This is a genomic window from Porifericola rhodea (assembly GCF_030506305.1).
Taxonomy (GTDB): Bacteria; Bacteroidota; Bacteroidia; order Cytophagales; family Cyclobacteriaceae; genus Catalinimonas; species Catalinimonas rhodea.
Genome location: NZ_CP119421.1, coordinates 1,855,011 through 1,870,814 on the forward strand (window position 1 = coordinate 1,855,011; position 15,804 = coordinate 1,870,814).

Below are 15,804 nucleotides of genomic sequence, written 5' to 3' on the forward strand. Positions count from 1 at the left end.
ACTACTCATCCTCATAAATTCCAATATACATTTGACCTTGGGTATCTATAGAAGCACGGTACATCCCGGCTGTGTTAAAAGGCAAAGCAATATTACCTTTAGCATCTATGGAGATTACTCCACCCCCTCCACCCATCTCAACCAGTTTCTCCTTAATTACCTGACTGGCAGCATCGTTTAAACTTAAGCCTTTGTATTTCATCAAAGCAGCAATGTCGTAGGCTACTACTGAACGGATAAAGTACTCTCCATGCCCGGTAGCCGATACAGCGCAACTGTTATTGTCAGCATAGGTACCTGCTCCAATAATAGGTACATCACCTACTCTACCATACCGTTTGTTTGTCATACCTCCGGTAGAAGTAGCGGCAGCCAGGTTTCCGTCCATATCTAAGGCTACTGCCCCTACTGTACCAAATTTTCTGTCAGGAAACTTCTGATCAAGCAGACCCTGACGATTATCACCATCATGATCTAACTGTTGCTTTTCTGTATTTTTAATACGCTGAAGCTGTTCATAACGAGTGTCTGTATAAAAATAGGATGGGTCCACAATTTCCAATCCTTGTTCCTGAGCAAATTGTTCAGCTCCTTTGCCTATCATCATCACATGGGGAGAGCTTTCCATTACAGCTCGGGCAGCGGAAATAGGGCTTTTCACAGTACTTATTCCTGCCACTGCACCTGCCTGCAAGCTTTGGCCATCCATTATGGCAGCATCCAGCTCGTTTTTGCCTTCATTTGTAAATACAGCTCCTTTGCCGGCATTAAACAGTGGAGATTCTTCCATTATCTGAATGGCTGCTACCACCGCATCCAGGCTATTGCCACCCTCTTCCAGAATTTTATGTCCGGCCTTTAATGCCTCTTCCAGTTTAGCCCTGTACTCAGCCTCTCGCTCAGGGCTCATATTCTCACGTTTAATGGTACCAGCACCCCCATGTATTGCTATAGCTACCTTCCCTCTGGTTTGGTTCTGGCCTAAAACGCTAGTGCTTATAAATAGCAGAATAAAAAAGTATATAAATCTTTTCATATCGGTTAAGATTTGTTCAAAAGCCTAAGATACAGAAAGTTATATAAAAGCATATAGCTGGAGTTTAGGCAAAAAAAAACGCAGCTTCATCAGCTGCGTTTAAAATTAAGTTTAAACTGAGTTACGTAGGAGGCTGAAAAAGCTTCTTTAGTTTTTTCTGAGCCTCTTTTTTTATTTCTTCTTTAGTTTCGCTTACCTCTTCTTTTACTTCCTGTTTTAGTTTTTCGGCTTCCGCTTTCGCCTTGGCTTCTGCTTCTTTTTTAGCTTTTTCTGCTTCTGCACGTGCTTTGGCTTCTGCTTCTTCTTTTTGTTGCTGGAGTTGCTTCTTCAGCTCTTCTTTTTCTTTTTCTACCTTGGCAGTTACAGCAGCTTTAGCAGCTTGAGAAGTGCTTTCTCCCGTTTCTGCTCCTGCAAGGCTTACTTTAGGGTCATCATAGGTTCCTTCAATATTCAGATTTAACAAGATATTTGAAGATACCGCTCCTTTGGCACCGGTAAGTTGTGCTATAGCACTGTTGACGGCTGAACCTACCGCACCGGCAGGAATATTCATTTTGGCTATATAATCTATACTTCCGTCTATACCATTGCTACCTGCTAAGGTGGTCTTAAAATTGCCAATATTTACATCAAAAGGTTCTACGAAAACACGGCCGCTTTCTATCTCAGCCCTTACTTTTACATCTTTAAGGTTGATAGAGCTACTGTTATCTAGTTTTGATACCTTAGTGATGGCAGAAACTAATTTGGAGTCTTTTACCGCTGCATCTGCGATAGAGATAAGGCCTTTTCCATCCAGAGAATTCATATCGGGGCTCATATCAGGAAGTAGAAGCCCGGCTATACGGAAATCAGTAGAAAATTGCCCATCCATTTTTTCGGCGATAGGAGCTAGTGCCTGTACGGTATTAAAGCTTTGATATGCTTTGCTGATAGCCAGGTTATTAATATCCAGGTCAAAATCAAAAGCAGGTTTTTGCATATCACGTGTGTCATAGGTACCGTTCATAGCAAATTGCCCTCCTAAGGTATTGAATCCAAGCTTCTCCATGCGAAGCACACCATCTTTAACAATAAGGTTGCCCTTAAAATTGTTAAGCGTAAGGTCATCATAAACCACCTCTGCAATACTGGAAGTAAATACGAAATCAATATCTTTAGGGACTTCTATTACTTCAAGAGCAGCGTCAGCTGTATCCGCTGGTACGTCTTCAGTATCCTCAGTCATAAACTCGTTGAGGTCCATTTTACCAGACTTCAGGGCCATTTCACCTTTAAGGGTCTGATTATCGCCGAAAATATAAGCGATGTAGTTAGCCAGATAACCGTTCATACGCAAATCGGTACGACCAGCTGCTCCATCAAAATTGCTTAATGTAATTTTCTGAGGGTCAAAGTTTCCTTTAGCATTATCTATTTTAAAGCCCTGAGGAAAATCCTCACCTACATAACTAAAGTTTTGAATAGCCATAGAGCCCGAAGTTTGTAAAGCCTGATAGTTTTCGGCTTCTACATCAGACATTTTACCTTTGGAGGAAATCTGTGCTGTAATGCGGCCAGCTAGCTCCATGCCTTCCATAGGGTAGATTTGTGTGAGCTGCTTTAGGTCAATGCCTCCGTCTACATTGAGGTCCCAGGTATAGTTGTCAAGATTGGTAAGTACCATGTCGGCAGAGAAAGGCTCTCCGGCCAGTTGCATATCAAAATCATTTAAGCGAACTACCGTTTGTGCCAGCTTACCACTTTCGTTGACTACGGAAGAGGTGAAGTTTATTTTTTCTAGAGGAGGGTATTCTCCAGACTTTACAAAACCATTCTGCATAGCCATAGCCAGGTTGATTTTTGGAATAGTGTTTTTTACACTATCATATGTTCCTTTAGCATTCAGATCTATGTTAAATTTACCTTTCATGCTTAGGCTATCCATAGGGAATATGCGATTGAGCTCATCTAAATCTAATTTAGCTTTAGCCATAGCTTCAATATATGGCTTGTCGAGTCCGCGCAATAAAAATTTTGCGTCAATAGGGTTGTTACCCATTTGTGCATGGAAAGTTTCCAGATTGACAACTGTATTATCCAGGTTGCCATCATCGCCGGTTTCTATTAACAGGTCCACATCGATATTGCTGACGGCGGTAGGCAGGTCGGGGTATTGGAACATTGCATTCTGGGTGCCCAACTCCATTTTAAATGCGGGCATAGAAGTTTCATTATAAATACCCTTGATAAAGCCATTGAAGTTAACGGTGCCCTCGGCCTTTAGGCCATCAAAATCTTGTTGGTATGCCCCGGGAATAAGCGAAAATAAGCTTTTAAAGGTATTGTCCTGAGCTATATAATTAATATCCATTTCCATATCATCGCCAGGCATAGCAAAAAAACCATCAAAGCCCATCTTAAAATCATTAACAGCTACAGTATTGTCTTTAAAGGTAAATTTCATATTGGCAAGGTCCATCAGCATTGTGATGTCTGCATTTACCTCCTTGTCAGACATGTACTCTACACCATCGTAGTTTACTGTTAGGCGTTCAATTGAAGTAAACGTTTCCATGTCAAACTCATCAAGTGTAAAGTCGCCGCTACCACTATGGTCCAGGTTCTGAAGCACCATCAGCATCGGTAAACTCAGGTCTTCGTATATAATATTGCCATCAGTAATTTCCCAGTGGTCTATACCGATAGAGAAGTCAGAGGAAGTAGTATCAGCCGGAGCCTCTTCCTCCTCACTAGCCACAGCTATATCATAGTTCGCTCTTCCATCTTCCAGTACTTTGATGTGCAGATTGGGGCGATCTAGATTAACTTCACTCAGGCGAGGCTGATCTTCAAACAGCACACTTTTAAGATTAACTACGAGCTCAAAATTACCTACTGCTACCAGCGTGTCGCCTTCAAAAGGAGCGTTGTTTACTACGCCAAAGTCTTTCATAGAGACTGTAACATTAGGAAAGTTTCTGAGCACAGAAAGGTTAAAAGCGTCAATGTCGTAGTAAACCTTAGCATTAAGGTTCTCGGCCATAGCTTTATCTACCGCTTTCTGAATATCATCTTTGAAGATAATAGGGAGTATAAGTGCTGCCAGAAGTATTAAAACCAGCAAACTACCCAGTACAATCAGTAATTTCTTCATCTTTATTAACTATTAAAAATCTTGTTTGAATATAAAAAAGCAGGGTCCTATGCCTGAATTATAACATTCGTATTCGTCACCATGTAAGAATCTCAGGCAATTCACTTAGATAAGGATATTGCCTTAACAGTTTAAAAAACATATCAAAAAATATGCTGCCTTATACTACTGTAACGACTAAGTATGGCAAGTGTTGAAGGGTAAAACGAGAGGAGGGCTATAAGAAGGTATGCCAGATACAATGATCTGGCATACAAAGATACTTATTCGTTCATCTGACTATCTTCTACAGGGGCTTCAACTTCCTGTTCAGCTTTTGTATTTTGCACAATTGTCATTTCATCAATCAGGTGACTGGCACCAGCAAATTTATCTATAATAAAGAGTGTGTAGCGAATATCTACACTAATGCAGCGCTGAAGTTCATCTTCAAAAGCAATATCGCCACTCATGGCCTCCCAATTACCATCAAAGGCAGTACCAATTAGCTGACCCTTACCATTGATTACCGGGCTTCCGGAGTTGCCACCGGTGATATCGTTATTTGAAATGAAGCAAAGTGGAAGTGTATTGTCGCTTATGGCATAGGGGCCATAATCTTTGCTTTCGTACAGTGATACAAGTTTTTCTGGCACCTGAAATTCAGGATCATCAGGGTTTTTCTTTTCCATTACACCTTCTAAAGTGGTGTAGTACTGATAAAGTACTCCATCTTTAGGTTCGTAAGGAAGTACAGAACCATAAGTTAGGCGTAGTGTAGAGTTGGCATCCGGGTAATATTCTTTGTCGGGGTTCATCTGGCGCAGACCATGTACAAAGAGGCGGTTGTTATTTTCTAGTTTTCCGTAAGCAGAGCGCAAGTGAAGAGCTATTTTTTCGTAGTAGTTGCTCATAAAAGACTGCACAGCGGCGTATGCCGGGTCATTGCTAAGAGTTTTAAGCTTAGGTTCTTCCAGAAAAGCCATTAGCTTTTGCTGGTCGGTAAAGATAGATTTTTGAAAAACATCTGCCGCCCAACGATTAAAGTCACCTTTATATTTGCGTTCCACTTTATTCAATACTTCCGGTAGCTGGTCTGCGGGAGCATTGCTGGCGTACATGCTTAGCAAGGCGGCAAATACTTTCTGATCTGTAGGCGCATTATAATCCTTATAAAACTCTTCTGCGCTGCTTTTCATAGAACTAACTACCTGCTCAAGCTTTTGCTGGCTTTGTTCATCTTTCGCATCCTGCTGAAGCACCTTCTCCAGTGCAGAAAAACGGTAGGCAAAGGGAAGTATCTCTGTGCCGTATACCCCTTCGGCCAGATATAGATAAGAGGTCTGGTAATTACGTATTTGCTGATAGGCTTCGTCCATATTTTGCAATACAGTATCATATATAGCTCTTTCTTCGGGTTTTTGGGCTACCCAGTCTTTGAACTGCTGCTCCAGTTCCTGTTTCTTTTCTATTACTTTAAGGTTTTTAAGACCCTGGCTCTGTCCAATAAAATACTTCCAGTAATTGCTTACCTGAGCATATTTAGAAGCATAGCTGATTCTTATTTGAGGGTCGCTGTCCATATCAGCCTTCAGTATCTTAAGGCGACGGTCACGAATATCTACCCGTGTGGGGTTGTTTACATCCAGCTGCATCTGAATGCCATAAGAAGTAAGAAAGCGATCTGTGCTCCCTGGAAAACCAAATACCATGGAAAAGTCTCCTTTTTTAACACCGTCTAAGGAAATCGGTAGGTGATGGCGAGGCTCCAAAGGCACATTATCTTCAGCGTATTCGGCTGGAGAGCCATCAGGAGCGGCATAGACTCTAAACAGGGAGAAGTCTCCGGTATGCCGGGGCCACATCCAGTTGTCAGTATCGCCACCAAATTTACCAATAGACTCAGGAGGTATGCCTACCAGACGCACATCGTTATAAGTTTCATAAAGAAATAGGTAAAACTCATTGCCTGCGAAAAAGGTCTTAACAGAAGCATCGTAGCCTGTCTCTTCTTCAGCTTCTTTTTGTATCTGGTTACTAAGCTCAGCTATAATTGCCTGACGTTGCTCAGCACTCATATCATTACTCAGTACTTCCTGAAAGCGACTGCTTACGTCTTCCATGCGTACCAGAAAGCGTACATATAAATCTTCTGCAGGAAGCTCTTCATCCATAGACCGGGCCCAGAAGCCATCAGTGAGGTAGTCGTTTTCCAGCGTGCTTAAGTTTTGTGCTGCATCATATGCACAATGGTGGTTGGTGAGCAGTAATCCCTGATTAGAGATAATCTCTCCAGTACAAAAACCCCCGAAAGAAACTATGGCATCTTTGAGGCTGGACTTATTTACACTATAAATATCTTCAGGGCTTAGCTCCAGCCCCATTTCCTTCATTTGCTCGTAGAGCATCAGGTTTTTAATTTGAGAAGGTAGCCACATGCCCTCATTGGCTATGCTACCTAAGGGAAGACAAAAAAAGAGACTTAGGATATAAATAATTTTTCGCATAGATATAAGATGTTTAGAAGATACGCTCTAAAAAAACAATTGTACAACTAGCTTAAGATAAGCAGAAAGCGACTGCCGTCAAGCAGAAAATACGAAAGATAGGGCAAATGTTTGCGAGGGAGGAGCTTCTGAAAAAAGAAGGGCTTTCAAATAAGTTTGAAAGCCCTAAGTAATGAGTTAAGCTAATAAGCGTTTATGGCTGTGTTTCAGCCCAGGGGACGAGAGCTGAAGGGTAGAAATTGATGTCCATAGCTTCAAATCGTGCCTTTTGGGCCGCCAGCCTATACTTGTATTCTTCCCAGTCTCTGGCCTCTTTCGCTGTCCATGCAATTTCTGAATAACCCAGCAAGCGAGGGAAGACCATGTATTCCAGCTCATCCAGATTGGTAACAGTCTCTGTCCAGAGAGGGGCTTCTATACCAATAATGTTTTCTCTTTCTACCCCTTCGGTAAAAGTAGTAGGGTCCCAAATATAGGCGCTGTCTACTTCTATATAGGCTGCCCAGTGCAGACCGTACTGTGTGGTAGAGTCGTACTGCATATCCATATAGGCTTTGGTAGCAGGTGACATTAACACTTTGGCTCCCTGCTCAAGTGCTTTATGTACATTTTCTACGTCTGACCAGTGTTGTACCACTACATTATCCAGCAGTTCGGCATTAGCAATTTCGTCCCAGCCCATAACCTGCTTACCATGCGACTGTACAATCTCCTGCGCACGATTTACAAAAGGAATATAATCTTCCATGGGTGTAACGTGCGACTCATCGCCTCCTATATGAATGTAGGGGCCGGGAGTAAGAGCTGCCAGCTCTTCTACAACATCATCTACAAACTCATATACCACTTCTTTGTCGGTACATAGTGTACTAAAGCCTACTTCTATTCCGGTATAAAGGTCAGTAGCTTTACCATCGCAATTAAGCTCAGGGTAAGAAGCCAAAGCAGCATTTGTATGTCCGGGCATATCTATTTCCGGCACAATAGTAATGTAGCGCTCTGCAGCATATGCAACCAGCTCCGCATATTCTTCCTGAGTATAAAAACCACCTTCGCCCCCTCCTACTTCTGTACTTCCACCCACCTCAGTAAGCTTAGGCCAGGATTTTATTTCTATTCTCCAGCCCTGGTCATCAGACAAGTGCAGGTGCATAGCGTTCATCTTGTAATGAGAGATGTAGTCCAGGTATTGCTTTACATCTTCTAGCGGGAAAAAATGACGTGCTACATCCAGCATTACACCGCGGTAGCCATATTCAGGATAATCGCGTATGGTGCCACTCGCTATATACCAGGGGCCTTCTTCCTGTAAGGGTAATAGCTGACGTAGCGTCTGTATGCCCAAAAATATTCCGACCGCCTGTTTGGCTTTCAGGCTTATAGCCTCTTCAGTAATTTCCAGTTCATAGCCTTCTTCGCCTAACTCTTCATCTTGCGCATCGGTAGAGAGGTAGATATGTCCACCACCTTTATTAGCACCCGCAGCCTCTATAGAGGGAGCAAAGTTAGTAGCCGCCTGAATGGCTTCAGCCAGAAACTGAGCGTTCTTTTGTAGCTCATCTCCTTCTCCAATGTAAATGATAGTTTCTTCATTTATTTCAAAGGCAGAATTAGTAGCAGTAACAGATACAGGCTTGGGAATCAGGCTCTCCTGCGTTAAGTCTGTAGTAGGCATGGGTTTATCGGGAGTGCAGGCCCATTGCAGGCATACAGCAACCAGCACCAGTAAAGCTGAACGGAACATGTTAAGTCTTTTTGTAGTCATGTAAATAGTATTAATCACCCAAAAATATAAACTTATTTTAATTCTCAGGGCTAATACTTGTAGAGTAGAGCCTAAGCATAGTAGCAGAATATCAGATTTAGCTATAATTTTACAGTATGAGTAAACAGACAGCTACAGTAGAATCTTCGGAGGCAGAGCATAAAAATATAGTGCGGCAAGAAAGCAGAAAAAGGCTTTATTTTTTTCTGAAATTGTTATTTCTGCTGGGCATACTGTACATAAACTACGAGTTTCAGGGTTGGTTTGAGGCACAGGAGGCAGCAGAAGAGAAAAATACATTTCTTGAGCGCATCATCAGGGCAGCTTTATTTTACCTGACGGCCCACTTACTGGTCTCTTTAGCCAGAATTATCTCCGTGTATTTTTACATTCGTCGTAAAAAAATTAAAGAAGAACAGGAAGATAATATCGTACTGGCAATTAATCGTATTGCCACCCTCATTTCTATTGCAGCTTTTATTGCAGCAGTTTTTCTTCTCTTTGAAATTACCTGGCAGACTTTCTTCACTTCTTTTTCATTGGTAGCAGTAGCATCAGTAATCCTTACTAAAGACTACATATCTAATACAGTAAACGGGATGATTTTTATGGTGAGCGACCGCTTTGTATTAGGAGATACCATTAAAGTAGGTAACCATGAGGGTAAGGTTGTTAATATTACTTTGAGCAGTGTGCATTTGCGTAGCGAGGAGGGAGATTTGGTAGCTATACCCAATACAACAGTATACAGCTCAGATATTACCAATTTGAGCAGACGAGAAAGTGCTATGGTCAATGTGCCTTTTGAGCTTAAGCCTGAACTGCTAAAAGACACCCCTGCTCTTATAGATAGTCTGGTTGGGGCTACTGCTGAGTATGAAAAATACATTAAAAAAAATAGCTATGAGCTTTTGGTGCGAAACATAGCTTCTGATAAAGTACAGATGAGCTTTCGTTTTAAAATGAACCGCCCCAGCTTATCTAAAGAACAGGAAATCAGGCAGTATACTTTGAGAAAAGCTACCCAGATCATCGCTCAATTGAGCTGAAAGAAGTTTTGAGCTCAAAAAATAGTTTTGCAAAACGTACTTTTAACGCCTGATACCGCCTCTTATACGGTAGATTGAAGAGTTAACAAAAGTTTCTTCAATAATTATCATCTAAATCGAACCTATTACGCTATTTTTGCGCTTTCATAGCATAAATAAAAATAATTTCATGCAGAGCATCAGAAATGTTGCGATTATCGCACACGTTGACCACGGTAAAACTACCCTGGTGGACAAAATAATTCATGCCTCTAAGGTATTGAGAGAAAATCAGGAAACAGACGATCTTATACTGGATAACAATGACCTGGAAAGAGAACGGGGCATCACTATTGTGTCTAAAAATGTGTCTGTTCGCTATAAAGATGTAAAAATCAATATTATTGATACTCCTGGTCACGCCGACTTTGGAGGAGAGGTAGAACGTGTGCTAAAAATGGCTGATGGCGTGTTGCTGTTAGTGGATGCTTTTGAAGGACCTATGCCTCAGACTCGTTTTGTATTGAGCAAAGCCTTAGGCTTGGGCCTTAAGCCTATCGTAGTGGTTAATAAGGTAGATAAAGAAAACTGCCGCCCCGATGAGGTTCATGAAAGTGTATTTGATCTGATGTTTAATCTGGACGCCACCGAAGAGCAGCTGGATTTTGTGACCATGTACGGGTCGTCTAAACAGGGATGGATGTCAGAAGACTGGCAAAAACCTACTGATAGCATTCTTCCACTTCTGGATGCTATTGTAGACCATATACCTGAAGCCCCTCGCAGAGAAGGTGTTCCTCAGATGCAGATTACCTCGCTAGACTACTCGGCTTTTGTTGGTCGTATTGCCATTGGGCGTGTATATCAGGGTAAGCTGTCGGAAGGTGCTAACATGGGTATTTGTAAGCGTGATGGTAGCGTGAAAAAAGCCAAAATCAAAGAAATTCAATCTTTTGAAGGGCTGGGAAGAGTAAAAGTTTCAGAAGTAGAAAGCGGAGATATCTGTGCTATTGTAGGTCTGGACGATTTTGAGATTGGCGATACTCTTACCGATTACGACAATCCTGAGCCACTACCTCGTATTGCAATAGATGAGCCTACTATGAGTATGCTCTTTACTATTAATAACTCACCCTTCTATGGTAAAGAGGGTAAATATGTTACTTCTCGCCACTTACGTGACAGGCTTTTTAAAGAAACGGAAAAGAACCTGGCACTAAAAATTCAGGAGACCAATAGCGAAGATAAGTTTCTAGTATACGGACGAGGTATTCTTCACTTGTCAGTACTGATAGAGACTATGCGCCGCGAAGGGTATGAGTTGCAAGTAGGCCAGCCTCAGGTATTGTTTAAAGAAATAGATGGTGTGCGTCATGAGCCGATAGAGCATTTGGTGGTAGATGTACCAGACGAATATGCAGGTAAGGTGATTGAGCTGGCTACTCAGCGTAAAGGTGAGCTTACGATTATGGAATCCAGAGGAGATGTACAACACCTGGAGTTTGATATTCCTGCACGTGGACTAATAGGTCTGCGTAGCAATGTGCTTACTTCTACTGCTGGTGAGGCAGTTATGAACCATAGATTTAAATCATATGAGCCTTTCAAGGGGACAATTCAAGGTAGATTAAGCGGATCACTTATCTCTATGGACACTGGTGCAGGTACTGGTTACGCTATAGATAAGTTACAGGACAGAGGCGTGTTTTTCGTAGATCCGGGCGAAGATGTATATACCGGACAGGTTATTGGTGAGCACTCTAGAGGTAATGACCTGGTAGTTAACATTCTGAAAGGTAAAAAACTGACCAACATGCGTGCTGCTGGCTCAGATGATAATACCAAAATTGCTCCTAAGAAAACTTTCTCGCTAGAAGAAGCTCTGGAGTACATTCAGAAAGACGAATACCTTGAGATTACGCCTAAAAACATCCGTATGCGTAAGATCTATCTGGATGAAAACGAGCGTAAGCGTATGGCCTCCAAGATGGAAGCACAATAGATATAGAGAACTGTTTAGTTCTGCACTAATTATAGAAGCGTTGCCGTGAGGTAACGCTTTTTTTTATCATTTCAGTAAAGACTTGCAAGCCACCACAATGATATCTGCTGCAATAAGAGGTGTTCATACAATATTTTTTGGTTGTTGCTACAAATTATTTTATCAATACTGATACTAAAAACACGTGTAGAAACCGCCTGAAATGCGATTCTGGATGCATAAATCCTAAATAAACCTTAACTTGAAGGCTCAAAGTTTTTTAATATGCAAGCAACTACATATCAGACTGATCTTAAGCAGGCAAAGGATTTTTTATATGCGATAATCCGTGAGAGCGCAACGGCTGAAGGTCTAAAGTGGCTAGACCAGCAGACCCATAAACTGGAGCAGGAGTGGAACTACCGAACTTTCTATTTCTCTTTTAGCTCAGTGCCTCGTTTTTTGGGTAAAGCTACCATTACATATAGCAAAGCTACTCTCAGCCAGGCCAGAGAGCTCAGGTCAGGCTTCTCCCCTGAGGGTTGGGACCTGACTCAGCTTGTCCGCACCTACATTCTACTTTATCTACCCCACAATAATGAAGCGGAATATGCGCAAACGATAGATAGAATGTGCGAAACCGCCGATATGTATGAGCAGCAGGCTATCTATGCAGCACTGCCGCTGCTTCCTCACCCTAAAGCGCTCACCGGCCGTACAGCAGAGGGTATACGTACCAATATGACCAATGTATTTGATGCAATAGCGCTGCAGAATCCCTACCCGGCAGATTATCTGGATCAGGAAGCCTGGAATCAGCTGCTTCTTAAAGCAGTATTTATGGGTAGGCCTTTGTACAAAATAGATCGTGCTGACGAACGTGCCAACCCGGAGCTGGCGCGTATGTTGGTAGATTTTGCCCATGAACGCTGGGCCGCCCATAGGCAGATAAGCCCTGAAATCTGGCGGTTTGTAGCACCCTACCTGGGTGAGCAATACCTCTCAGAGCTTGAGAAATCAATCAAAGACGGACAACCGCTAGAGGTGGAAGCCGCGTTACTGGCCTGTGCTCAAAATACTTACTCAGGAGGCAGAACCCTCTTGGAGCAGCACCCCGACTTTAGGCAGCGTATACAAAAAGGAGATATTAACTGGAATAGCATAGGAGAGCGGTATAATGCCTAATAGGGTATGCCAAAAAAAGTATCACAACATCCAAATTAACTTGTAGACTAATGAAATTTATAGACCCCCATATACACGTAACTTCACGTACCACTGACGATTATGAGGCCATGCAGGCAGCAGGGATCGTAGCTATTATTGAACCAGCATTCTGGCTGGGCCAGCCTCGTACCAAAGTAGGAAGTTTTCAGGACTATTTTAATAGTCTGGTAGGTTTTGAGCGATTTAGAGCCAGTCAGTTTGGTATTAAGCATTATTGCACGATTGGCCTTAACTCTAAAGAGGCTAACAATGAGCGACTGGCAGAGCAGGTAATGGAACTACTCCCCCTTTATGTAGGAAAAGAAGGGGTAGTAGCCGTTGGAGAAATTGGCTATGATGACCAGACGCCCGCCGAAGATAAATATTATCGTATGCAGCTGGAACTGGCCAAAGAAGTAGACATGCCAGTAATGATACATACCCCCCATCGGGACAAAAAAAGAGGCACTACCCGGAGTATGGATGTTTGTATAGAGCATGGCCTTAAGCCAGAAATGGTTGTAGTAGACCATAATAATGAAGAAACAGTGCAGGAAGTGCTAGACAGAGGATTCTGGGCTGCTTTTACCATTTACCCTCATACCAAAATGGGTAGCGAGCGTATGGTAGATATTGTTAAGCAGTATGGCCCAGAGCGTATCATTGTGGATAGTGCAGCAGATTGGGGAGTAAGCGATCCCCTTGCGGTACCCAAAACCGCTAAGCTTATGTTAGATAAAGGTATACCAGAGGAGCATGTGCATCAGGTGTGTTATCAGAATGCTTTGGCTGCCTATAGCCAAAGTGGACAGATGAAAGAGAGTGACTGGGAAGATGTAGCCATAGACCAACGTGAAAAGTACTCTGGCAACAGCGTACTTCGCGGGGGGCAGACGCCTAAAGTTAAAGGGTCTTCTGACATTGTAGAGAACTAATATTTATTCATACATTCAACAGCGCAGAGACGACCCTAAGAGGTCGTCTTTCTTGTATATGCACTAAAAGATTATTCTAGGTATGAAAAAAATTGTAGCGCACCTTAAACTGATGCGTCCGGCCAACGTCATAACTGCCGTTGCAGATATCATGGCTGGCTTTGCGGCATCCGGCTTGGCGGTGCAATGGATAGATAATGCAGCACATGCAGAAATCCTAATGTGGCTGGTGTTGGCTACTATAGGTCTTTATGCCGGCGGAGTTGTATTTAACGATGTGTTTGATGCCGAACTAGATCGCGTAGAACGCCCGGAGCGGCCAATTCCTAGCGGAGAGGCAAGTTTGTTAAGTGCCAGCCTTATAGGTGGGCTGCTTCTTGTGTTAGGTATATTATCGGCCTGGATGGTATCTCACATAAGTATGGTCATAGCCATACTGGTAGCTGCCTGCGCCATACTCTACAATGCCTGGGGCAAGCATCAAAAAAACTTTGGCCCGGTAAATATGGGGCTGTGCCGCGGCGGAAATCTGCTATTAGGAGTTAGTGCCGTACCGGCTACCCTAACCCACGTTTGGTATATCAGCCTTATTCCCATTGTATACATTGCTGCTATTACTATGATTAGCCGTGGCGAAGTACATGGAGGAGATCGTAGCACTATGCGCTGGGCAGGGGTAATGTATGCTATAATCATAGTAGCAATATTAATATTAGCCTGGGTGTTTTATGAGGCTTACTGGCAGGTGCTGCCATTTCTAGCATTGCTAATTTATTTTATCTACCCTCCCTTGGTAAAAGCGATGAAAAGCCCCGAACCCAGCATTATAGGCATGGCAGTAAAAGCAGGAGTTCTCTCTCTTATAGTTTTAGATGCCGCACTGGCCACTGCTTTTGCGGGTTGGCTATATGGCTTCGTCATCATACTATTATTTCCAGTATCGCGTTGGGTAGCCAAGGCTTTTGCGGTTACCTAAACATCAATAACTCAGGCACTTTTTGTAAAGAATCTCAGTTACTTTTGTAGTATAACTATTATCTTGCAATCTAGCTTCCAGAATAATTTGATCTCATGAAATCTATACGTCAGTCTTTTAGTGTTCCATTTGAATATCAGGTCCTATTTACTAATCAACTTTTTCATACTACCAATAGCCTGCTGGCAGATCTGCTTAAAAGTGAGCAGAAACCTAAGGTGTACTACGTAATAGATAATGGTGTAAGTGAGGCCCACCCGAAGCTATTGCAAGAGATCAAAGCACACGCTACGTATTTTAAAGAAGTTTATACCCTTTGTGCTGACCCGCTAATAATCCCAGGAGGAGAGCAGGCAAAAAACAATACAGACTATTTGCAGCAAATTGTAGAGGCTACACATTTGTATGGAATAGACCGCCACTCCTACATCATTGCCGTAGGGGGTGGGGCAATACTAGACCTGGTGGGCTTTGCCGCGGCCGTATCGCACCGGGGTATACGCCATATCAGAATACCTACTACCGTACTTTCTCAGAACGACTCAGGAGTAGGCGTTAAGAACGGAATCAATTACTTCGGCAAAAAAAATTATCTGGGTAGCTTTGCGCCACCATTTGCGGTAATCAACGATCTGGACTTTTTAGCTACCCTGGATGAGCGCGACTGGCGTGCAGGTATCTCTGAAGCTATTAAAGTTGCCCTGATAAAGGATGCAGCCTTTTTTGAGAAGATGGAAAAAGATGCAGAAGCTCTGGCAAGACGTGAGTCTCAACCTATGCAGGAGCTGATTTACCGCTGCGCGGAGATGCACTTAGAGCACATTTCCGGAGGCGATCCTTTTGAAATGGGATCTTCTCGCCCGCTTGATTTTGGACACTGGGCTGCCCATAAACTGGAACAACTTACCCAGTACGAGCTTCGTCATGGAGAAGCAGTAGCCATAGGCATAGCGCTGGATGTTACTTATTCCTATCTTAAAGGTATGATAACCGAAGCTGAACTATTAAGAGTAATACAACTTATTAAAGCTTTGGGCTTTAAATTGTATGTGCCCCAGATGGAGCAGGACGAAATTCTGAAGGGTTTGCAGGAGTTTAGAGAGCATCTGGGGGGTAGGCTGACCATTATGTTGCTAGAAAAAATTGGCAAAGGAGTAGAAGTACACGAAATGGATACTAAACTCATTCAGCAAGCCGTTAATCGCCTGGAGGTATTTGAAGAGACCGACCAAATCGTATAATTTTTTTTGTTTTA

At 42.7% G+C, this 15,804-nt stretch carries 10 protein-coding genes; 6 read left to right on the plus strand and 4 right to left on the minus strand.

The window, feature by feature from the left end; translation table 11 throughout:
• Window position 1: 1 nt before the first annotated feature.
• The 4 genes from PZB74_RS07620 to PZB74_RS07635 form a co-directional block, all read right to left on the minus strand.
• Window positions 2-1,036, minus strand: coding sequence for an isoaspartyl peptidase/L-asparaginase family protein (locus PZB74_RS07620; protein ID WP_302241894.1), 1,035 nt, complete (start codon window positions 1,034-1,036; stop codon window positions 2-4).
• A 121-nt stretch (window positions 1,037-1,157) separates the two neighbouring features.
• A complete protein-coding gene (locus PZB74_RS07625) occupies window positions 1,158-4,172 on the minus strand; it encodes an AsmA family protein (RefSeq protein ID WP_302241896.1) in 3,015 nt (1,004 codons plus the stop codon).
• A gap of 263 nt (window positions 4,173-4,435) precedes the next feature.
• Window positions 4,436-6,658, minus strand: coding sequence for a S46 family peptidase (locus PZB74_RS07630; protein ID WP_302241898.1), 2,223 nt, complete (start codon window positions 6,656-6,658; stop codon window positions 4,436-4,438).
• A gap of 193 nt (window positions 6,659-6,851) precedes the next feature.
• A complete protein-coding gene (locus PZB74_RS07635; RefSeq protein ID WP_302241900.1) occupies window positions 6,852-8,423 on the minus strand; it encodes a beta-N-acetylhexosaminidase in 1,572 nt (523 codons plus the stop codon).
• A gap of 116 nt (window positions 8,424-8,539) precedes the next feature.
• On the opposite strand from PZB74_RS07635, the gene PZB74_RS07640 reads away from it, so the two are divergent.
• The 6 genes from PZB74_RS07640 (at window position 8,540) to PZB74_RS07665 (ending at window position 15,790) form a co-directional block, all read left to right on the plus strand.
• Window positions 8,540-9,472 carry a mechanosensitive ion channel family protein gene (locus PZB74_RS07640; RefSeq protein ID WP_302241902.1) on the plus strand — a complete coding sequence of 311 codons (933 nt, stop codon included), beginning with the start codon at window positions 8,540-8,542 and terminating at the stop codon, window positions 9,470-9,472.
• Between the two features lie 169 nt (window positions 9,473-9,641).
• Window positions 9,642-11,453 carry a translational GTPase TypA gene (gene typA, locus PZB74_RS07645; RefSeq protein WP_302241904.1) on the plus strand — a complete coding sequence of 604 codons (1,812 nt, stop codon included), beginning with the start codon at window positions 9,642-9,644 and terminating at the stop codon, window positions 11,451-11,453.
• A 264-nt stretch (window positions 11,454-11,717) separates the two neighbouring features.
• The gene (locus tag PZB74_RS07650; protein ID WP_302241905.1) at window positions 11,718-12,617 is read left to right on the plus strand and encodes an EboA domain-containing protein; all 900 of its coding nucleotides are present in this window, start codon (window positions 11,718-11,720) and stop codon (window positions 12,615-12,617) included.
• A gap of 50 nt (window positions 12,618-12,667) precedes the next feature.
• Window positions 12,668-13,573 carry a TatD family hydrolase gene (locus tag PZB74_RS07655; protein WP_302241906.1) on the plus strand — a complete coding sequence of 302 codons (906 nt, stop codon included), beginning with the start codon at window positions 12,668-12,670 and terminating at the stop codon, window positions 13,571-13,573.
• An 82-nt stretch (window positions 13,574-13,655) separates the two neighbouring features.
• Window positions 13,656-14,549: a UbiA-like protein EboC gene (gene eboC, locus PZB74_RS07660; protein WP_302241907.1), complete on the plus strand. Its 894-nt coding sequence runs from the start codon at window positions 13,656-13,658 to the stop codon at window positions 14,547-14,549.
• Window positions 14,550-14,644: 95 nt separating this feature from the next.
• Window positions 14,645-15,790, plus strand: coding sequence for a 3-dehydroquinate synthase (locus PZB74_RS07665; RefSeq protein WP_302241908.1), 1,146 nt, complete (start codon window positions 14,645-14,647; stop codon window positions 15,788-15,790).
• Window positions 15,791-15,804 lie beyond the last annotated feature (14 nt).